Source organism: Micromonospora taraxaci (assembly GCF_007830095.1).
Taxonomy (GTDB): Bacteria; Actinomycetota; Actinomycetes; order Mycobacteriales; family Micromonosporaceae; genus Micromonospora; species Micromonospora taraxaci.
This window is the reverse complement of the sequence record NZ_VIWZ01000001.1, coordinates 2,130,175-2,150,061: the sequence shown is the minus strand read 5'-3', so window position 1 is coordinate 2,150,061 and position 19,887 is coordinate 2,130,175. Positions and strand designations below refer to the sequence as shown.

General features: G+C 72.8%; 14 protein-coding genes and 1 pseudogene. 6 read left to right on the top strand and 9 right to left on the bottom strand.

The genetic code is table 11. From position 1 onward, the window contains the following. Window positions 1-48: 48 nt before the first annotated feature. From FHU34_RS10195 to mraZ, 4 genes and pseudogenes are all read right to left on the bottom strand, one after another. On the bottom strand, window positions 49-2,256 hold the full coding sequence (locus FHU34_RS10195) for a peptidoglycan D,D-transpeptidase FtsI family protein (RefSeq protein WP_145779724.1): 2,208 nt from the start codon (window positions 2,254-2,256) through the stop codon (window positions 49-51). Window positions 2,257-2,259: 3 nt separating this feature from the next. Then, window positions 2,260-2,865, bottom strand: coding sequence for a cell division protein FtsL (gene ftsL, locus FHU34_RS10190; protein WP_145779723.1), 606 nt, complete (start codon window positions 2,863-2,865; stop codon window positions 2,260-2,262). Further along, a pseudogene (gene rsmH / locus FHU34_RS10185) lies at window positions 2,855-3,976 on the bottom strand (16S rRNA (cytosine(1402)-N(4))-methyltransferase RsmH). The gene ftsL and the pseudogene rsmH overlap by 11 nt, the downstream one beginning before the upstream one ends. Window positions 3,977-4,168: 192 nt before the next feature. Next, window positions 4,169-4,600 (bottom strand): division/cell wall cluster transcriptional repressor MraZ, encoded by a 432-nt coding sequence (gene mraZ, locus FHU34_RS10180; RefSeq protein WP_030488958.1) that lies wholly within the window; start codon window positions 4,598-4,600, stop codon window positions 4,169-4,171. Window positions 4,601-4,955: 355 nt separating this feature from the next. Here mraZ and FHU34_RS10175 point away from each other — a divergent pair, with 355 nt between their 5' ends. Genes FHU34_RS10175 through FHU34_RS10165 form a run of 3 tightly spaced genes read left to right on the top strand, consistent with a single transcriptional unit; the run spans window position 4,956 to window position 7,592 of the window. Then, on the top strand, window positions 4,956-6,203 hold the full coding sequence (locus tag FHU34_RS10175; protein ID WP_145785525.1) for a MurT ligase domain-containing protein: 1,248 nt from the start codon (window positions 4,956-4,958) through the stop codon (window positions 6,201-6,203). After that, entirely contained in the window at window positions 6,193-6,912 is a 720-nt protein-coding gene (locus tag FHU34_RS10170; RefSeq protein WP_145779722.1) for a type 1 glutamine amidotransferase, read from the top strand. Before FHU34_RS10175 ends, FHU34_RS10170 begins: the two co-directional genes overlap by 11 nt. Then, window positions 6,909-7,592 carry a TVP38/TMEM64 family protein gene (locus FHU34_RS10165; RefSeq protein ID WP_145779721.1) on the top strand — a complete coding sequence of 228 codons (684 nt, stop codon included), beginning with the start codon at window positions 6,909-6,911 and terminating at the stop codon, window positions 7,590-7,592. The genes FHU34_RS10170 and FHU34_RS10165 overlap by 4 nt, the downstream gene beginning before the upstream one ends. 151 nt (window positions 7,593-7,743) lie before the next feature. Here the strand turns inward: FHU34_RS10165 and leuS are convergent, their stop codons facing one another. After that, on the bottom strand, window positions 7,744-10,584 hold the full coding sequence (leuS, locus tag FHU34_RS10160) for a leucine--tRNA ligase (RefSeq protein WP_145779720.1): 2,841 nt from the start codon (window positions 10,582-10,584) through the stop codon (window positions 7,744-7,746). 402 nt (window positions 10,585-10,986) lie between these two features. On the opposite strand from leuS, the gene FHU34_RS10155 reads away from it, so the two are divergent. Genes FHU34_RS10155 through FHU34_RS10145 form a run of 3 tightly spaced genes read left to right on the top strand, consistent with a single transcriptional unit; the run spans window position 10,987 to window position 15,824 of the window. Then, a complete protein-coding gene (locus FHU34_RS10155; protein WP_088988401.1) occupies window positions 10,987-12,039 on the top strand; it encodes an AAA family ATPase in 1,053 nt (350 codons plus the stop codon). A gap of 1 nt (window position 12,040) precedes the next feature. Continuing rightward, window positions 12,041-13,339, top strand: coding sequence for a DUF58 domain-containing protein (locus FHU34_RS10150; protein WP_145779719.1), 1,299 nt, complete (start codon window positions 12,041-12,043; stop codon window positions 13,337-13,339). A gap of 16 nt (window positions 13,340-13,355) precedes the next feature. Beyond that, window positions 13,356-15,824: a transglutaminase TgpA family protein gene (locus tag FHU34_RS10145; RefSeq protein ID WP_145779718.1), complete on the top strand. Its 2,469-nt coding sequence runs from the start codon at window positions 13,356-13,358 to the stop codon at window positions 15,822-15,824. 232 nt (window positions 15,825-16,056) lie between these two features. Here the strand turns inward: FHU34_RS10145 and FHU34_RS10140 are convergent, their stop codons facing one another. The 4 genes from FHU34_RS10140 to FHU34_RS10125 all read right to left on the bottom strand — a co-directional run bounded on the left by FHU34_RS10140 (window position 16,057) and on the right by FHU34_RS10125 (window position 19,831). Further along, window positions 16,057-16,455 carry a DUF3040 domain-containing protein gene (locus FHU34_RS10140; RefSeq protein WP_030334542.1) on the bottom strand — a complete coding sequence of 133 codons (399 nt, stop codon included), beginning with the start codon at window positions 16,453-16,455 and terminating at the stop codon, window positions 16,057-16,059. 117 nt (window positions 16,456-16,572) lie between these two features. Further along, window positions 16,573-17,832: a DNA polymerase IV gene (locus FHU34_RS10135; protein ID WP_145779717.1), complete on the bottom strand. Its 1,260-nt coding sequence runs from the start codon at window positions 17,830-17,832 to the stop codon at window positions 16,573-16,575. A 59-nt stretch (window positions 17,833-17,891) separates the two neighbouring features. After that, window positions 17,892-19,058: an alkaline phosphatase family protein gene (locus FHU34_RS10130; protein ID WP_145779716.1), complete on the bottom strand. Its 1,167-nt coding sequence runs from the start codon at window positions 19,056-19,058 to the stop codon at window positions 17,892-17,894. Then, on the bottom strand, window positions 19,055-19,831 hold the full coding sequence (locus tag FHU34_RS10125) for a methyltransferase domain-containing protein (RefSeq protein WP_208744956.1): 777 nt from the start codon (window positions 19,829-19,831) through the stop codon (window positions 19,055-19,057). The genes FHU34_RS10130 and FHU34_RS10125 overlap by 4 nt, the downstream gene beginning before the upstream one ends. Window positions 19,832-19,887: the final 56 nt, after the last annotated feature.

The following is a 19,887-nucleotide window of genomic DNA, read 5'->3' as shown; positions in this document are numbered from 1 at the left end:
GCCCCGGTGGTTCGTCGGCACTCACCGATGATGTCCCGCCGCCGCTGCTCAGCGCGGATAGACCGTGAACTTGGGTGCGGAACCGCCGGTGGAGGGCGGTACGCGGTTGTGACGCAGCGTGAACTGCATCATGTCGCGGAACGCCGGCCCGGCGATCGCCGCGCCCCCACCACCGGGCGCGTACGCGAAGACCGCGATCACGTACCGGGGGTTCTCGGCGGGGGCCATCCCGATGAACGAGGACACCTCGCCGGGCTGCTTCTTGCCGTCCACCAGTCGCCACCCGGTACCGGTCTTGCCCGCGACCCGGTAACCGGGGACGGCGGCGGTCAGGCCGGTGGCCCGGTCGACTGTGGTGACGGCCTCCAGCATGGTGCGCAGCGCCGCCGCGTTCTGCGGGCTGAGCACGGACCGGGTCACCGGCGCCGGCGCGGGGGTGCGCTTGCCGTCCGGGCCGATCACCTCCTTGACCAGGTGCGGCTGCACGTACGTGCCGTTGTTCGCGATGGCGGCGTACGCGGCGGCCATCTGCAACGGGGTGGCGTCGACGCTGTGCCCGATCGGCACCGACCCTTCCGACGAATCGCTCCACTCGTCGGCCGGCAACAGCCGCCCGCTGGCCTCCCCCGGCATCCCCTCACCGGTGGGCTTACCCAGCCCGAACCGCTTCTGGTAGTCGATCAACCGGTCCCGGCCGAGCTTGTCGGCGATGGTGATCGTGCCGACGTTCGACGAGTAGGCGAGCATCCCCGGCACGCTCATCCGCTTGCCGTTGGCCGGATGGGTGTCGGAGAACCAGGTGTCGCCCTTCTTGATGCTGTTGGCGATGGGCAGCGCGGTGTCCGGAGTGATGACGCCCTCCTGCAACGCCGCGCCGAAGGTGATCGCCTTGTGGATCGACCCGGGGTCGACGACGAAGCTGGTCGCCGCGTCCTCCCGGGCGACCGGGTCGCTCGGGAACGGCCTCGCCGCGCTGTAGGTGGGATTGCTGGCCTGGGCCAGCACCGCACCCGAGGGGATCTCGATGATCACGGCGGCGCCGGTGCCGCCCCGCGCCTTGGCCATGCCCGCGCTGAGGATCTGCTGGGTGCGGAACTGGAGGTCACGGTCGATGGTGAGGGCCAGCGAGCTGCCCGGCTTGGCGGCCGTGGTCCGGCTGTAGCCGCCCGGGATCGGTGCGGCCAGGTCACCCAGGCCGGCCTCGTACACCCGCTTGCCGTCCTGCCCGGCCAGCACGTCCTCGAAGCGGGCCTCCAACCCTTCCAGCCCGGCCATGTCCTGGCTGGTGAAGCCGATCAGGTTGGCCGCCAGGTCGCCGCCGGGCACGTCACGGCGTTCGTCGCGGTGCACCCCGATGCCGGGGAGCTCCAGCGCCTGCACCCGCTTGGCGGTCGCGATCTCCACGCCTCGCGCCAGGTACGCGAACGTGGACGTCTTGCCGCCCTCCAGCTTCCGGGGCTTCATCAGGTCGACGAGCTTCGAGGCGGGGATGCCGAGCAACGGGGAGAGCGCCCTCGCGGTGCCGGGCGGGTCCTTCACTTCGGTCGGGTCGGCGTACACGTACCGCGCCTCGACGCTGCGGGCCAGCGGCGCGCCGGTGCTGTCGTAGATCGCGCCCCGCGGGGCGGGCAGCTCGACAGTGTGGAGCCGGTCGGCGACGCCGCCGCCGGCGTACGCCGGTGCGTCGACCGCCTGGAGGAAGACCAGCCGGATTCCGATGCTGGCGAACAGCGTCAGGGCGAGCGCCGTACCCAGCCGCAGCCGCAGCCGCGAGTCGGCCAGCTTCGGCGGGCGCGGCGGCTTGCGGGAGGGGCGACGGGCCACCGGCCGGTCGGCGCGGCGCGGCGCACGCGGCGTGGTGCGGCGGCGCGGCGCGGGCTCGTCGACGCCCGGAGCACGGGGAACACGCGGGGAGACGGTCCGCACGACGCCGCCGCGACCGGCTGCCGGGGCGTCGCGCCGGCCGGAACGGGCGGCGGCCCGGCCGCCGTCGAGCACCTGCAGGGCCGGTCGGAAGGGGTCGCCGGAGCGGGTGCTGCGCGGCGTACGACGCTGCTCGGCGCCCCCGCCGCGGGCCGGCGTGCCGCGCTCGTCACGGACCGTCCGACCCCTCGGGGTGTACGCGCGAGCACCCGAGATCCCCCCGATGCCGGGCTCGCTGCTGCGCGACTCGTCGTCGGCGGGGCTGGCGTCACGCGAAGAACCGCGCCGGGCCCCCTTCGGGTCCCGGCGCGGTTCGTCCGACCTCGGCGGCACTGGTCAGCCTCCCGCACCCTGGCTGGTCACCGACGGCTGGCCGCTCGCGGGCTGCGGCACCTCCAGCGTCTTGCCGTCGGGCAGCCGGATGTAGCCCGGCTCGCCGGCGTCCACCAGGCCCAGCCGCCGCGCCTCGGCGGTCAGGTTGCCCGGCGCCTCGTGTTCGGCGATCTGCTTGTCCAGTTGCTGCTTCTCCAGGTCCAGTCGAGCCTGCTGCTGCTGCAGCCGCTCCAACCGGAACGCGTTTTCATTGATCTTGGTGTTGACCGCCAGGATGCCGAGCACCCCACCGACCACCAGCACCACGATCAGCGCCGCGAACGGCGCACGCGGCACCGACACCGGCGGTGGTGGTGCCACCCGCAGCCGGGGCGGCCGCGCGCTGGTGGCGGCACCGGCCTTCTCGACCGGCCGCAGCGCAGCGGTGCCCTGGGTGGGGAACTCGCGCGCCCCCCGGGCGCGAGTCTCCCCCTGCCGGTTCACTCGATCGATGCGTGGCGTACCGTTTCCGGGGCGCGGAGCCCGCTCCGCCGCGGTCCGGCCCCCCGACCGCGGTGCGCGCTGCTCGCCGCCGGTGACGCCCCGGCGGTCGCGCTTGTCAATGCTCATGTCCCTCCCCCTCAACATCCGTCCCTCTGCCGTCCCGGTGCCGCTGACCCCCCACGGATCAGCCGGACCCCGTGCCCGGTTGGTGCATTCCCTTCACCCGTCGGCGAGACCGTTCGCGGTCGGTCCGCCCCTGCTCAGTCGCGTTCGGGTCGAGTCGTTCCGCTGCCCGCAGCCGCACCGATGCGGCCCGCGGGTTCGCGGCGACCTCCGCCTCCCCGGGAAGTTCGGCGCCCCGGCTGAGCAGCCGGAACGTCGGACCCGACCCGGGAAGCTCGACCGGGAGGTCGACCGGGCCCTTACTGCGGACCCGGTCCGCGAGCGCCGCCTTGGTGAGCCGGTCCTCCAACGAGTGGTAGGACAGGACCACCATGCGACCGCCCACGGTCAGTGCGTCGAGCGCGGATGGCAACGCTGTCTCCAGCGCTGCCAGCTCTCTGTTTACCTCGATCCGTAAAGCCTGAAACGTTCTCTTTGCCGGGTGCCCACCCGTTCGTCGGGCTGGTGCCGGAATCGACTCCCGGACCAGCTCCGCCAACCGCGCGGAGGAGGTGATCCGGCCGCGTTCCCGCTCCCGCAGGATCGCCGAGGCGATCCGGCCGGCGAACTTCTCCTCGCCGTAGACCCGCAGCACCCGAGCCAGGTCCGGATGCGGGTAGGTGTTGACCACCTCCTCGGCAGTCACCCCCCGGGTCTGGTCCATCCGCATGTCCAGGGGCGCGTCCTGGGCGTACGCGAACCCGCGGTCGGGCGCGTCCAACTGCAACGACGAAACACCCAGATCGAACAGGATCCCGTCGATGCCCGGATAGCCCAGCCGGTCCAGCACATCCGGCAACTCGTCGTAGACGGCGTGCTCCAGGTGCACCCGATCGGCGAACCGAGCCAGTCGAACCCGCGCGTGGGCGAGCGCCTCGGTGTCCCGGTCGAGCCCGATCAGGACCGTCTCCGGGTGCGCCTCCAGCACCGCCTCCGCATGCCCGGCCAGGCCGAGCGTCGCGTCGACGTGGACCGTCCGGCCGCCTCGACCCAGCGCGGGGGCCAGCAGCTCGAGACACCGCTCGAGCAGCACCGGCACGTGCGTGCCGCGCAACTCCCCCATGTTGACCCCCACTGGTTGAAACGTCCGTTCTTCTCGTGCGCCTGTCGTCGGACGGCGCTGCCGTCGTACCGCCAGATCCCCATCCGCTCCCGCCTGACACCGGACTCGCGCCGATGACTGGATCGTGCGCCTGGCACCGGGGAAGGGATGCCAGGAACTCGAAAGCGGCTGGAGATCTCGCAGTACGTCGGGCGCCGTTCCGCCCTACAGACCGCCGGGCAGCACCCCCTCCTCAATGTCGGCGAAGTCGTCTTCGCTCTCGGCGAGGTAGGTCTCCCAGGCGACCTTGTCCCAGATCTCCACCCGCGTGCTCGCGCCGATCACCACCAACTCGCGGTCCAGAGCGGCGTACGCCCGGAGGTGAGCGGGGATGGTCACCCGACCCTGCTTGTCCGGAACCTCGTCGTGCGCGCTGGCGAAGAAGACCCGGCTGTAGGCCCGGGCCGCCTTGTGTGTCATCGGCTGCGCGCGCAACTGCTCCGCGATGCGCTGGAACTCAGGGGTGGGGAAGACGTAGAGGCAGCGCTCCTGCCCTTTGGTGACCACAACACCCCCCGCCAGCTCATCTCGAAACTTGGCCGGAAGGATCAGCCGGCCCTTTTCGTCCAGGCGTGGAGTGTGGGTGCCGAGAAACACGGCCCTACCCCCCTTGCCCCTGAGCGGCGTTCGCGGCGCCGCTGACCCCCCGGGCCGGTGAGCCCTCCCGGCCTCACCATTGGTCCCCACTCTACTCCACTTCCCTCCACCCGCAACCAGATTCGCCCGCGTGGCGTGCCCGATCCGGCGGCAAAACCGCACGTCACAAGGGGTGGAGTGGAGTGGAGGGCCGTCGCGCCCCTCCGGCGTGGTCCGCTTTCCGACATAGATCGACTCCGTCCGGCGGAGTCCCGACCGGCCGCCCGCGCAGCCGCCACGGCCGAACGGTTCACCGTCGGCGGCGATCTGGCGGGGCGGGCGGTCCGGTAACCTCGCTCGCGTGACGGACGCGAAAATGCCCCTACGGGCCAAGGTGGCCAGCTCCGTGTCACGGACCGCCGCGGCGCTCTCCAGGGCGGCCGGCCGTGGCGACGGTTCGGTGATCGGTGGCTGGATCGGCCTGAAGATCGACCCGGACCTGCTGGCCCACCTGTCGGCCGGACGTGCGATCGCGCTCGTCTCCGGCACCAACGGCAAGACCACCACCACCCGGCTGACATCCGCGGCGGTCGGCGTGCTCGGCCGGGTCGCCACCAACTCGTTCGGCGCCAACATGCCCACCGGGCACACCTCGGCGCTGGCCAAGGCCGGCAGCACCCCGTACGCGGTGCTGGAGGTCGACGAGCACTACCTCGCCCAGGTGCTGGAGGCGACCGAGCCGCACGTGGTCGCGCTGCTCAACCTCTCCCGCGACCAGCTGGACCGCGCCAAGGAGGTCGCCATGATGGCGCAGCTCTGGCGCGCGGCCCTGGTCCGGCACACCGATGTCCGGGTGGTGGCCAACGCCGACGACCCGCTGGTGGTCTGGGCGGCCACGCCGCCGGGCGACCCCGCCCGCGGCATCAACCCGCCGCACGTGACCTGGTTCAGCGCCGGTCAGCGCTGGCACGACGACTCCTGGGTCTGCCCGGAGTGCGGCTCCACCATCGCGCGCTCCGGCGACCAGTGGTGGTGCACCGGCTGTCCGCTGCGCCGACCGGAGCCGCAGTGGGTCGTCGAGGACGAAGGGGTGCTCGACCCCACCGGCGCCTGGCACAAGGTCTCCCTGCAACTGCCCGGGAAGGTCAACGTCGGCAACGCGGCGACCGCGCTGGCCGTGGCCGCCGAGTTCGGGGTCCGTCCGGTCGACGCGGTGTCCCGCCTCGGCATCGTCACCTCGGTCGCCGGTCGTTACGCCCAGGTCGACAAGGACGGGCGCAACATCCGGCTGCTGCTGGCCAAGAACCCGGCCAGCTGGCTGGAGGCGTTCGACATGGCCGACAACGCGCCGACCCTGCTCTCCATCAACGCGCGCGACCCCGACGGCCTCGACACGTCCTGGCTCTTCGACGTCGACTTCGCCCCGCTCCGCGGCCGGCAGGTGTTGATCACCGGTGACCGGGCATACGACCTGGCGGTTCGGTTGGACGTCAACGACGTGCCCTTCCAGCACGTCCGCACGTTCGAGGACGCCATCCGGTCGGTCCCGCCCGGGCGGCTGGAGGTCATCGCGAACTACACCGCGTTCCAGGACATCCGAGCGGAGTTGGACCGTGTCATCTGAGAGCCTGCGCATCGTCTGGATCTACCCCGACCTGCTGTCCACCTACGGCGACCGGGGCAATGCCCTGATCCTCGCCCGCCGGGCCCGCCAACGGGGGATGCCGGTCGAGGTGGTGGAGGTGCGCTCCGACCAGAAACTGCCCGCTACCGCCGACATCTACCTGGTCGGCGGCGGCGAGGACGGCCCGCAGGCGTTGGGCGCGCAGCGGCTGATCGCCGACGGCGGTCTGCACCGGGCGGTCGCCCAGGGCTCGGTCGTGTTCGGCGTCTGCGCCGGCTACCAACTGCTCGGCACCTCCTTCTTCGCCAAGGGCGTGCAGTGCCGTGGGCTGGAGATGCTCGACCTGCAGTCCGACCGAGGCGAGAGCCGGGCCGTGGGTGAGCTGGCCGGTGAGATCGACCCACGGCTGGGTCTGCCCCCGCTGACCGGTTTCGAGAACCACGGCGGCCGCACCCACCTCGGCCCCGAGGTCTCCCCGCTGGCCCGGATCACCGCCGGGATCGGCAACGACGGCACCACCGAGGGCGCGTGGCGCGGCAAGCTGCTGGGCACCTACTCGCACGGCCCGGCACTCGCCCGCAACCCGGCCCTCGCCGACCTGCTGCTGCGGTGGGCCACCGGGGCGCACCAGCTCCCGCCGCTCGACGACACCTGGTCGGACCGGCTCCGCAACGAGCGCCGCTCCGCAGTGGCCGCCGCCCGGGCATGATCCGTGCCGTCCGACGGCTGCTCCGGCAGCCGTCGGCCGTCCGGTTCGCCCTGCTCGTGCTCCTGATCGGCGGTTGCGGGCTACTGCTGCTCCTGGTGCCCCGGCCGGATCCGGAGCACCTTCCGCTGCTGGCCGACAAGCTGGGCGACCTCGCCCCGGTCGCCGCGATCCTCGGCGGCGCGCTGCTGCTGGTCGCGCTGGTCCCCCGGACCTTCATCACGCTCGCCGCGGGCGCGATCTTCGGCCCGCTGGAAGGTGCCGCGTACGCCCTGGGCGCCGCCTTGGTGGCCGCGGCGATCGGGTTCACGGTCGGCCGGCTGCTCGGCCGAGAGTTCGTCGCCGAACGGGTCCGTGGTCGCCTGGCCCGCCTCGACGGCTGGTTCGCCCGGCAGAGCGTGTTCGGTGTGGTCACCGTCCGCCTGCTGCCGATCGCCGGCTTCGGTCTGGTCAGCTACGGGTACGGCACGACCGGCGCCCGCGTGCTGCCGTTCCTGGCCGGCAGCGTCATCGCATCCGCGCCGACCGCGTTCGGCTACGCGGCGATCGGCGCCGCGGTCAGCTCCCCCGGTGAGATCAACTGGTACGCCGCAGCCCCGGCCAGCCTCGGCCTGATCGCCAGCGTGGTGCTCGTCCACCAGTGGTGGCGCGCCGAACGCCGCCGCCGGCGGATGCCGGTCTGACCATGCCCGAATCGGCCGCCTGATCCGCCCCGCCCCGAGGCGGACACCCCGGAGAGTGTGATGCCGCAGTGGAATCTAGATTCCACTGCGGCATCACGCTCAGAACCGCACCCGTCTCCGCCGACGTCACGCTGCGTGCCGGCGGAGGGGGTCAGGCGACGACGGAGACCATCCGACCCTGGACGACAATGACCTTCCGGGGCTCCTTGCCGGCCAGCGTCGCGGCCACCGCCTCCAGGGCAGCTGTCCGGACGGTCTCCTCGGAGGCGTCGGCGGGGACCTCGATGCGGCCACGGACCTTGCCGTTGACCTGCACCGGATAGGTCACCGTGTCGGCCACCAGCAGCGCCGGGTCGGCCGTCGGGAAGTCCGCGTACGTCAGCGAGGTGTCGTGGCCCAGCTTGCGCCACAGCTCCTCGGCCATGTGCGGGGCGAACGGCGCCACCATCAGCACCAGCGGCTCGGCCACCTCGCGGGGCGTGGCCGACAGGCCGGTCAACCCGTTGGTCAGCTGGATCAGCTTGGCGATCGCGGTGTTGAACCGGATGCCGTCCATGTCGCCACGGACGCCGTCGATCACCGTGTGCAGCAGCCGACGGGTCGCCTCGTCGGCCGGGTCCTCGGTGATCCGCAGCGCGCCGGTCTGCTCGTCGATGACGGCCCGCCACACCCGCTGCAGGAACCGGTACGACCCGACCACCGCCCGGGTCTCCCAGGGGCGGGACACCTCCAGCGGGCCCATCGACATCTCGTACACCCGGAAGGTGTCCGCGCCGTACGCGGCGCACATGTCGTCGGGGGTCACCACGTTCTTCAGCGACTTGCCCATCTTGCCGTACTCGCGGTTGACCACCAGGTCTTCCAGGTAGTACGCGCCGTCGCGCTCGACCACGTCCTCGGCCTGCACGTAACTGCCGCGCGAGTCGGTGTACGCGTACGCCTGGATCATGCCCTGGTTGAACAGCTTGCGGAACGGCTCGAACGACGACACGTGGCCCAGGTCGAACAGCACCTTGTGCCAGAAGCGCGCGTACAGCAGGTGCAGCACGGCGTGCTCGGCACCACCGACGTACAGGTCGGTGCCGCCGCAGTCGCCGTCGCCGCGCGGGCCCATCCAGTAGCGCTCGTTCTCGGCGTCGACGAACCGGTCGCTGTTGGTCGGGTCCAGGTAGCGCATCTCGTACCAGCAGGAGCCGGCCCACTGCGGCATCACGTTGGTCTCGCGGGTGTAGCGCTTCGGCCCGTCACCCAGGTCCAGCTCGACCTCGACCCAGTCCCGCCGCCGCGACAGCGGGGTCTCCGGGTTGCTGTCCGCGTCGTCGGCGGCGAACGTCTTCGGCGAGAAGTCGTCCACCTCCGGCAGCTCGACCGGCAGCATCTCCTCCGGCAGGGCGATGGCCGCGCCGGTCTCGTCGTAGACGATGGGGAACGGCTCGCCCCAGTAGCGCTGCCGGGAGAACAGCCAGTCGCGCAGCCGGTAGGTGACCGCGCCGGTGCCGTGCCCGTTCGCCTCCAGCCAGGCGATGATCCTCGCCTTGGCGTCGGCGACCCCCAGCCCGTTCAGGTCCAGGCCGCGCTCGGGCGCGGCGCTGTTGATCGCCGGACCGTCACCGGTGTACGCCTTGCCGTCGAAGCCCTCCGCCGGCTGCACGGTACGCACGATGGGCAGCTCGAAGACCTCGGCGAACGCCCAGTCCCGCTCGTCCTGGGCCGGCACCGCCATGATCGCGCCGGTGCCGTAGCCGGCCAGCACGTAGTCGGCCACGAAGATCGGGATCTGCCCGCCGGTGACCGGGTTGGTGGCGTACGCGCCGATGAAGACGCCGGTCTTCTCCTTGGTGTCGGACTGCCGCTCGACGTCGGTCTTGGCCGCCGCGGCCTTGCGGTACGCCTCGATGGCCGCCCGAGGGCTGGTGTGCCCGCCGGTCCAGGCGTCGCGCGTCCCGTCCGGCCAGGCGGCCGGCGCCAGCACGTCGACCAGCTCGTGCTCGGGCGCCAGCACCATGTAGGTGGCCCCGAAGACGGTGTCCGGACGGGTCGTGAACACCCGGACGGGCGCGGCGGCGGTCGGGAAGTCGATGTGCGCGCCCTGGGAGCGGCCGATCCAGTTGCGCTGCATCAGCTTGATCGGCTCGGGCCAGTCCAGGCTGTCCAGGTCGTCCAGCAGCCGGTCACCGTACGCGGTGATCCGCATCATCCACTGCTTCAGGTTGCGCTTGAAGACCGGGAAGTTGCCCCGCTCGGACCGGCCGTCGGCGGTGACCTCCTCGTTGGCCAGCACGGTGCCCAGCCCCGGGCACCAGTTCACCGGGGCGTGCGAGACGTACGCCAGGCGGTGGTCGTCGACGACCTGGCGGCGCTCGGCGACGCTCAGCTCGGCCCAGGCCCGGCCGTCCGGGGTGGGCCGGTTGCCGCCCTCGAACTCGGCGATCAGCTCGGCGATCGGGCGGGCCCGGCCGGCGTCGCGGTCGTACCAGGAGTTGAAGATCTGCAGGAAGATCCACTGGGTCCAGCGGTAGAAGTCGGTGTCGATGGTCGCCACCGAGCGACGCTCGTCGTGCGCCAGGCCCAGTCGACGCAGCTGCGCCTTGTACCGCTCGATGTTCGCCACCGTGGTGGTCCTGGGGTGGGTGCCGGTCTGCACCGCGTACTGCTCGGCGGGCAGGCCGAACGCGTCGAAGCCCATCGCGTGCAGCACGTTGCGGCCGGCCATTCGCTGGTAGCGGGCGTAGCAGTCGGTGCCGATGTATCCCAGCGGGTGACCGACGTGCAGGCCGGCACCGGACGGGTACGGGAACATGTCCAGCACGTACAGCTTCTCCGCGCCGGCGCGGGGGTGGGTCGGGTCGGCCAGCGGGCCGGTCGGGTTCGGTGCGTGGAAGGTGCCCTCGCGCGCCCAGGTGTCCTGCCAACGGATCTCGATCTCGTCGGCCAGGGCCGCGGTGTACCGGAACGGGGGAATGTCGCCCGCCGGTGCGGCTGCCTCACTCATCGTCTCTCCTCGCTTCGCTTCGCTTCGTCTCGGCGCCACCGGGCCGGGCCGGCGGCGGGCACAAAAAAGCCCCTCGCGCAGGAGGGGCCGCCGTGCTGTCGCTGCGTTCAGCGCATCAGCACGGCCCGGTAAGAAGCAGGAAGACTCCGGCCATGTCCCGCAGTGTACCTCGCCCACGGTTCGGTCTGCCGGCCCCCGGCCGGGCCGAACCCGTTCCCCCGAGCTGGCGAATATCGGTGCGTAACCGACGGACTACCTGCGGGGGTCGGCGATAACGACAAACATGGTTAGCCTGAGAGACCAGTGAGATTCCTGCGGCAAACGAGGCTCGACGTCGCGAACCCAACGGCGGGTCCAGGTGCTCTAGTCAGAGCTGCCGTGACGGCGACGAGGAGGAGGCCCGTGACACAACAGACCTGGGACGAGGTGGGCGGCCTACTGCCGCACGACGAGTTCCGCGCCGCCAGCGAGGCCATCGTGGCCAACATCGAGCAGGTCATCGAGGGTAAGACCGCCACCGTGCGGCTCGCCCTGGCCGTCCTGCTCGCCGAGGGTCACCTCCTGATCGAAGACGTCCCGGGTGTCGGCAAGACCAAGCTGGCCAAGGCCCTCGCGCGGTCCATCGACTGCACGGTGCGGCGCATCCAGTTCACCCCTGACCTGCTGCCCAGCGACGTCACCGGCGTCAGCGTCTACAACCAGGAGACGCACGACTTCGAGTTCCGCCCCGGTGCGGTGTTCGCCAACCTGGTGGTCGGTGACGAGATCAACCGGGCCTCGCCGAAGACCCAGTCGGCGTTGCTGGAGTGCATGGAGGAGCGGCAGGTCACCGTCGACGGCGTGACCTACCAGCTGCAGACCCCGTTCATGGTCATCGCCACGCAGAACCCGATCGAGATGGAGGGGACGTACCCGCTCCCCGAGGCGCAGCGTGACCGCTTCACCGCCCGCATCGCGATGGGCTACCCGGACGTCAACGCCGAACTGGCCATGCTCGACGGGCACGGCGCCACCGACCCGCTGCACGAGCTGCGCCCGGTGTCCGACGCGAACATCGTCCGGCAGCTGATCTCCACCGTCCGGCAGGTGCACGTCGCGGACGCCGTCAAGCAGTACGCGATCGACCTGGTCACCGCCACCCGCGAGGCCCCCGACCTGCGGCTCGGCGCCTCCCCCCGGGCGACCCTGCAACTGCTGCGCACCGCCCGGGCGGTCGCCGCCCTGGAGGGTCGCGACTACGTCCTCCCCGACGACCTGCAGGCCCTGGCGGTGCCGGTGCTCGCGCACCGGATCATCCCGACGGCCGACGCGCAGCTCGCCCGACGCACCACCGACGCGATCGTCTCCGAGCTGGTGCACCGCCTTCCACTGCCGCACGACCGGCAGCGCAACCCGTACGACACCCGGCCCGCCACCGGCAACGGTCGCGCGCCCTACGAGCCGCGGAGGCCGTGACGTGCGTGCCGGGCTGCGCGGGCTGACCACCCGCGGGCGCTCCTTCCTCGCCGCCGCGCTCGCGGCGGCGCTCTCGGCGGGCATCCTGGGCGAGAAGGACCTGCTGCGGGTGGCGGTGCTGTTGGGCATCCTGCCGTTGCTGGCGGCGGCCTACGTCGGGCGCAGCCGCTACAAGCTGGCCTGCAACCGTTCACTGGACCCGCACCGGGTTCCGGTCGGCGCCAACTCCCGCGTGGTGCTGCGCCTGCAGAACCTCTCCCGGCTGCCCACCGGCACCCTCCTTCTGGAGGACCGGCTGCCCTACGCGCTGGGCAGCCGACCCCGGGTGGTGTTGGAGCGGCTCGGCGCACACCAGGCCACCTCCGTGGCGTACACGGTGCGGGCCGACGTGCGGGGTCGCTACGACGTGGGTCCGCTGGTGGTCCGGATGACCGACCCGTTCGGCCTGTGCGAGCTCACCAGGTCCTTCCCCAGCACCGACCACCTGACGGTCATCCCGCAGGTCACCCCACTGCCGTCGGTGCGGCTCCCCGGGGAGTACGCGGGCAGCGGCGACAGCCGGGCCCGTTCGGTGGCGGTGCACGGCGAGGACGACGCGGCGACCCGGGAGTACCGGCGCGGCGACGACCTGCGGCGGGTGCACTGGAAGTCCACCGCCCGCACCGGCGAGCTGATGGTGCGCCGCGAGGAGCAGCCGTGGGAGAGCCGGGCCACAGTGGTCCTGGACACCCGCGCCTACGGCCACCGCGGCGAGGGGCCGACGGCAAGCTTCGAGTGGTCCGTCTCCGCCGCCGCGAGCATCGCCGTCCACCTGCGCCAGGCCGGCTACAAGTTGCGCCTGGTCACCGGCTCCGGTGCGGACGTGGACGCCTCGGAGGCCGGCGGTGACGGGACGCTGCTCGACCACCTCGCGGAGGTCCGGCTGGATCAACGCGCCGAGGTGACCGACCTCGTGCAACGGGTCCGCCAACGCTCCGACGGCGGTCTGATCATCGGGCTGTTCGGCACGGTGAGCGTGGCCGAGGCCGAGCTGCTGGCCGGGCTGCGCGGCAACGGGGCCACCTGTGTCGGGTTCCTGCTGAACAGCTCGACCTGGCTCAGCCTGCCGGAGAAGGCCCGGGCCGAGGCGGAGCACGCGCACGGCACCGCCGTCCTCGCCATGGTGCGCAGCGGCTGGCGGGTGGTCGGGGTCGACCACGGCGGCCGACTGCCCGCGTTGTGGCCGCAGGCCGGTCGGGGCTCCCAGGGCTTCGCCCTGCGCGCCGCACTGGCCGAGACGGTGGCCGGCGGCGTGCGATGAACGGAAGGTTCCCCTCATGAACGCCAGTCGCAACATCGGCGTGGTGGCGGCCGCGGCGACAGTGTTGGCGGCCGCGCCGCTGTCCGCCATCTTCGAGAGTTGGACGTGGCTGATCGAGTCCATCATCGCGGTCGCGGTGGTGGCCGGGGTGGCCGCGTTGACCAGGCTCGCCCGAGCCCCCCTGTGGGGTCAGGTGCTGGGCATGCTCGCCGGCCTGATTCTCGCCCTGACCTGGTTGTTCCCCAGCGGCTCGGAGCTGCTCGCCTTCCTGCCCACGCCGGGCACGTTCGCGCACTTCAGCGAACTGGTCGCCGGGTCCGCCGAGGACATGCGCTCGTACGGCGTCGAGGTTCCCGACACCGATCCGTTGCTGTTCATCACCGTGCTCGGCGTCGCCGGGGTGGCAGTGCTCGTCGACGTCCTGGCCGTCGGGCTGCGTCGGCCCGCGCTGGCCGGGCTGCCGATGCTCGCCATCTACTCGGTGCCGGTCGCCGTCTACGTGGACAGCGTGCCCGCGGTGCCGTTCGTGGTGGGGGCCGCCGGTTACCTGTGGCTGCTGGTCACCGACAACGTCGACCGCGTACGCCGCTTCGGGCGGCGATTCACCGGTGACGGCCGCGACGTCGACGTGTGGGAAGCCTCGCCGCTGGCGTCCGCCGGCCGCCGGCTCGCGGTGATCGGCGTGGCCGTGGCGGTGGTCCTGCCCCTGGCGGTGCCGGGTATGACCGGTGGGATGCTCGACAGCATCAGCCGGGGGTCGGGAAACGGCACCGGGACCGGGAACGGCTCGGGCGGCACGTCGGGTCGGATCGACCTGTTCGCGTCGCTCGCCGGCCAGCTCAACCAGTCGCAGGTGTTCGACATGGTCAAGGTCACCACCAACGAGGCGAACCCGTTCTACCTGCGCTACGCGGTCGCCGACGAGCTACGTCCGGCTGGTTTCCTGGCGCGCAGCCCGAGCGGCCGGCCGGCCAACCGGGACCTGCCGGACCCGGCCGACCGGGCCGCCCGAGGCGTGCAGCGCACCACCTACCGGGCGACGGTCGAGGTCACCAAGAGCCTGAGCATGGCGCTGATGCCGGTGTACGCCGAGCCGGTGCGCACCGAGGACCTCAGCGGCAACTGGCTGTACGACCCCAACCAGCAGATCGTGTTCTCCAACCGGGAGAACTCCCGGGGCCGCAAGTACTCCTTCGACTACGTCCGTTCGACGTACACCCCGGCGGTGCTGCGGGCCGCGCCGACGCTTCCGGCGGAGCACCCGGTACGTCGGCAGATGACCGCCACCCCCGATCGGGTGCCCGAGGTGGATGAGCTGGTCGCGGGGCTGATCCAGGGCAAGCGCACCGACTACGACCGGGTGCTGGCGATCTACTCGCACTTCTCGGCGGACAACGGTTTCAAGTACCGGCTCAGCACCGAGAGCGGCAGCAGCGGGCAGGACATCGTCAACTTCCTGACCAACAAGGTCGGCTACTGCCAGCAGTACGCGGCGTCGATGGCCTGGCTGGTCCGCGCGGCCGGCATCCCGGCGCGGGTGGCGTTCGGGTTCACCAACGGCAGCAACCGCGACGGTGACACGATCACCCTGACCAACCTCAACCTGCACGCCTGGACCGAGGTCTTCTTCGACGGTGTCGGTTGGGTGCCCTTCGACGCCACTCCGGCGTACGGGGTGCCCGGCTCCACCCGATCGGCCTGGGCACCGGACACTGACGCGCCGGAGCCGACGACGCCGGGCACCGGTGTCACGGACACCCCGGCCGGTCCCGAGGCGTCGGCTGGGCCGGCCGGACCGGACAACGCGGACCGGGAGATCGACGAGGGGTTCTCCGCCGGCGGCACCACCCCCGAGGATCAGCCGCCGGTCTGGCCGTGGTGGGCGGCGGGACTGTTGGCCCTGCTGGCTCTCCTCGCGGTGCCTGCTCTGCGCCGGCTCGCGCTGCGGCGCCGACGGGGCGGGAGGGCGAGCGCCACCCCGGCCGCCACAGTTGTCGACGACGGCACCGAGCCTGGTGCCCGTGCGGTGGTGGTCACCGTGGACGCCGACCGTGCCCGCGCCGACGCACACGCAGCGTGGGCGGAGTTGCTCGACACTCTGGTGGACTTCCGGGTTCCGGTAGACCTGACGGAAACGCCCAGGGCGACCGCGGACCGGCTCGTTCGGGACACGCTCGACGACGCCGCAGCGGTGGAGTCGGCACGGCTGCTCGGCAGGGCGGAGGAGCGGGCCCGGTACGCGCGGGATCCGCTGACCGGTGAACGGTTGTCGCCGGCCCTCCGCACGGTCCGTGGGGCGCTCGCCGAGCGGGCGGACCGACGGACCCGCCTCCTCGCCGCGGTGCTACCACCGTCGGTGCTGCTGCGGTGGAGGACCGGCCTCGCGGACGCCTCCAGCCGAATGGTGGCGCTGACCGGGCGGGCCCGGTACCAGCTGCTGCGCTGGAACCCCCGGCGGCTGCTGGCCGACCGGGCGACCCGCTGACGAACGTCCGTCCAGGTTGGGGGGCGGCGGCAGACCGCCGCCGCCCCCACCTGAGCCCACCTGCCCGCCCCACCCCTGGAGCCCTGACCCGTCAGGCGCGGTAGCGCCACGGGCGGGGTTCGGCTTTACAAGCGCGGGGCAGGGCGCGCGCGGACGCGACAAGGGTCGCCGGGAACGGTGCCCGGCGACCTGCTCGTCGCGGCGTACGACCCGCCTCAGCGGCGGGGTCGACTCACCGGTGTCCCTCCGGGCGCTGCCGCCACCTGTCCTCCATGCGGTCCAGGATCGACGACCGGCGACCGGATCGGCCGCCGCGGGGGCGACGACGACTCGTCGTGCCGCCCACCACATGCAGGTCCGGTGACTGCGCCCGCCGGTGCGACTGCACCGCGAACGCGGCCGACGCCAGCATGACGACGAAGCCTGCCACCGCCAGCGGTGGAGTCTTGATCACCGCGCCATAGACCAGTAGAGCCAAGCCAGCGATGATGACGCCGGCGGCGACGAGCAGGCGACGCCGCGCGTGGAAGCGCGGATCGCTGGCGCGCACGGCCGAGGCGAATTTGGGGTCCTCGGCAAGCGACCGCTCGATCTGCTCGAACAGCCGCTGCTCGTGCTCCGAGAGCGGCACGGCACTCCTCCCCGGTCACGTTGAGTCGGGCCCACTCGGGCCGACAGACCGTGGCAGCCAACCGGCTGCTTACCCGCAAGTCTACGAGGGGGGTCGCGCGTCGGAAAGCGGGACGACCTATGGGTGGGGTGGATTTTCCTTTCGGCGGGCATCAGGGTCGCCCATCAGACTGGCCGGACCTATGACGGACCGCCCGAAACGGGCAGCGGCGGCGTCCGCGGCAGCCTCCGCTTCGCGCCAGCCACGCTCGGGTGCGCCGAGAGTGAGCTGCCGGGGGGCACCCTGCGCGGAGGCGAGCCCTTCGACCCGGACACCGACGAGTCGGATCCGCTCACCCGGGTCCAATGCGGTGTAGAGCGCCCAGACCGTGTCGAACATCTCCCGGGCGGTGTCGGTGGGCACGTCGAGGGTGCGGGAGCGGCTGACGGTGCGGAAGTCCGCCAGCCGGACCTTGAGCGCCACGGTGCGCCCGACCTGCCCGGAACCGCGCAACCGGACGCCGACCTTCGCGCTCAGCGCGAGCAACGCGCGGCGGATCTCCAACGGGTCGGCCACGTCGACGTCGAAGGTCACCTCAGCGCCGATCGACTTGTCGACGTGCTCCGGGCTGACCCCGCGCGGGTCCCGTCCCCAGGCCAGCTCGTGCAGGTGCGCCGCCGAGGCCGCACCGACCGCCCGGCGGAGCATGCCCACCGGCGCCTCGGCGAGGTCGCCGACGGTGGACAGGCCGAGGCGGCGCAGCGCTTCGGCGGCGCGCTCCCCCACCCCCCACAGCGCGTCCACCGGCAGCGGGTGCAGGAAGTCGAGCACCTGCCCCGGCGGCACCACCAGCAGGCCGTCCGGTTTGGCCCGGGTGGAGCCCAGCTTGGCCACGAACTTGCTCGGCGCCACCCCCACCGAGCAGGTCAGCGCCTGCTCGTCGGCGACCCGGCGGCGGATCAGCCGGGCGATGGTGGCCGGGGAGCCGAAGAGCCGGCGGGCACCGGTGACGTCGAGGAACGCCTCGTCGAGGGAGAGCGGCTCGACCAGCGGGGTGACGTCCCGGAAGATCTGCATGACCGCCCGGGAGGCGGCGCTGTAGGCGGTGAAGTCCGGTGGCAGGTAGACCGCGTGCGGGCAGCGGGCCCGGGCCTGGCTGGTCGGCATCGCGCTGCGCACCCCGTAGCGGCGGGCCTCGTAGCTGGCCGAGCTGACCACCCCACGGGGCCCGACGCCGCCGACGACCACCGGCCTGCCGCGCAGCTCGGGTCGGCGGCGCACCTCGACGGCGGCGAAGAACGCGTCCATGTCGACGTGCAGGATCGGGCTGTCGGAGTCGTCGGCGTCCGGCCCGAAGCGCGGATCGTCGCCCCGGGGCAACGACTGGCTGCGGCCCATCCCGGCAGGTTAACCCGGGGGTACGACACCACCACCCACCAGTGGGCCGGTACCGCCGGTCAGCCGCGGACGACCAGCAGCGGCACGGTCAGCTCCGCGGCGGTGTCCGACCCGTGGTACGCGACCAGCTTCGACGCCATCGGTCGCTCGGTGCGGCTGGCCATGACCGCGTACGTGTCGTTGCAGGTCACCACCACGTCGCCGATCCGGCCCAGGTGTTCCTCGGGCACCGGCCCGAACCAGCCGGTGGCCACCGCCTCGTCGCGGGTACGGACCCGGGCCGCGTCACCCAGCACCTCCGACCAGGCGGCCAGCACGTCGTCGACCGCGCCCGGCTCGACGTGCAGGTAGCGGACCCGGGCCTCACCGGCCACCAGCCGCAACCCGGTGCGCAGCCGTGGGTCGGTGTCCAGGTCGAAGCGGTGCGCGGCGGGTACGTCGAGCTGGCCGTGGTCGGCGGTCACCAGCAGCGCCGCGTCCGACGGCAGCCCGTCGACCAGCCGGGCGAGCATGGTGTCCACCTCGGTGGCGGCGACCCGCCAGGGCTCCGAGTCGACGCCGTAGACGTGGCCGTACCGGTCCAGGTCGGCGTGGTAGCCGGAGACCAGGGTCGGCCCGCCGCCGGTGGCCAGCGCGGCCAGCATGGCGGCGGCCACCGCCTCCCCGCCGGCGGCGCCCCGGAAGTCGCCTCCCCGGTTGGCGGCCACCGTCAAACCGCTGCCGCCGAACTCCGGCCGACTCACCACCGTCACCGCCACACCGGCGGCGCGGGCACGCTCCAGTTGGGTGGTGACCGGTTGCCAGGTCAACGGCGACGGGTCGGCGGCCCAGTCGGTGTGGGTGAGCACCCGGTCGGTGCCGGGCACCCGCACGGTGAAGCCGAGCACCCCGTGCGCACCGGGCGCGACGCCGGTGCCCAGCGACACCAGACTCGTCGGGGTGGTGGACGGGAAGCCGGCGATGAGCGGCCGGGCCACCGTCGCCGCCAGGCCGGCGAGGGTCGGCGCGTAGGGCGCGGCGGTCGGCAGCTGGTACCACCCGAGCCCGTCGACCAGCAGCACGGCGACCCGGCGTACCCCCGCCAGGGCGGGGACGAGCCCGAGCGGGTCGGCCGAGCCGGGGACGCCCAGCACGGCGAGCGCGCTGGGCAGCACGTCGGCGAGACGGCCGCCGCCGTGGTCCGGTCCGAGGACCGTCAGCGGCGCCACGCCTGGCGACTCACTCATGCCGGCCGGCGGGCGAACAGGTGCAGTTGGGCGGCCAGGTCCCGGTACGGCGGCAGGGCGGCCAACGCGCGTTCCAACTCGACGAGGGCGGCGGGCTGCCCGTCGGCGACGGCGGCCGGCAGCAGGTCGGCCAGCACGCGTACCCCGTGGATCTCCTCGACCACGAGCCCGGCGGCGCCGAGCAGCGCGGCGGCGCCGGGGGCGTCGTAGCGGCGTCGCAGGGTGTCCCGCGGCCCGGCGGCACCGGCCGGGTCGGTGGCCAGCGCGGCCGCGACGTCGAGGTGACCGTTCATCGCCCGGCCCAGCACGGCGGCGGCCCGGCCGGCCACCAGCACACTGGCCGCGCCGCCGGGACGCAGCGCGGTGGCCAGCGCCGCCACCACCGGCGCGGGGTCGTCGACCACCTCCAGCACGGCGTGGCAGAGCACCAGGTCGACACCGGCCGGCTCGACCAGCCCGGCGAGGGCGTCGCCGTCGCCCTGCACGGCGGCGATCCGGTCGGCCACGCCGGCCTCGGCGGCCCGGCGGGTCAGCGCGGCGAGCGCGTCGGGGCTGGCGTCGACCACTGTGACCCGGTGCCCGGCGCGGGCCAGGGGTACGGCGAAACCGCCGGTGCCGCCGCCCACGTCCAGCACGGTGAGCTCGGCGTCGCCGCGCCGGTCCAGTTCGGCGCGGAGCACCGACCAGATCACGGCGGTACGGGGGGTCAGCGGCGGCCCGGCGAACCGGCCTCGGGTCTGCTCCACCCGGTCGAGCCTAGTCACCCGGTCCATCCCCGGTGCGGGCGTGTGGCGGGCGCACCCGCCACCCGTCCGGCCGGTCTGCGGTG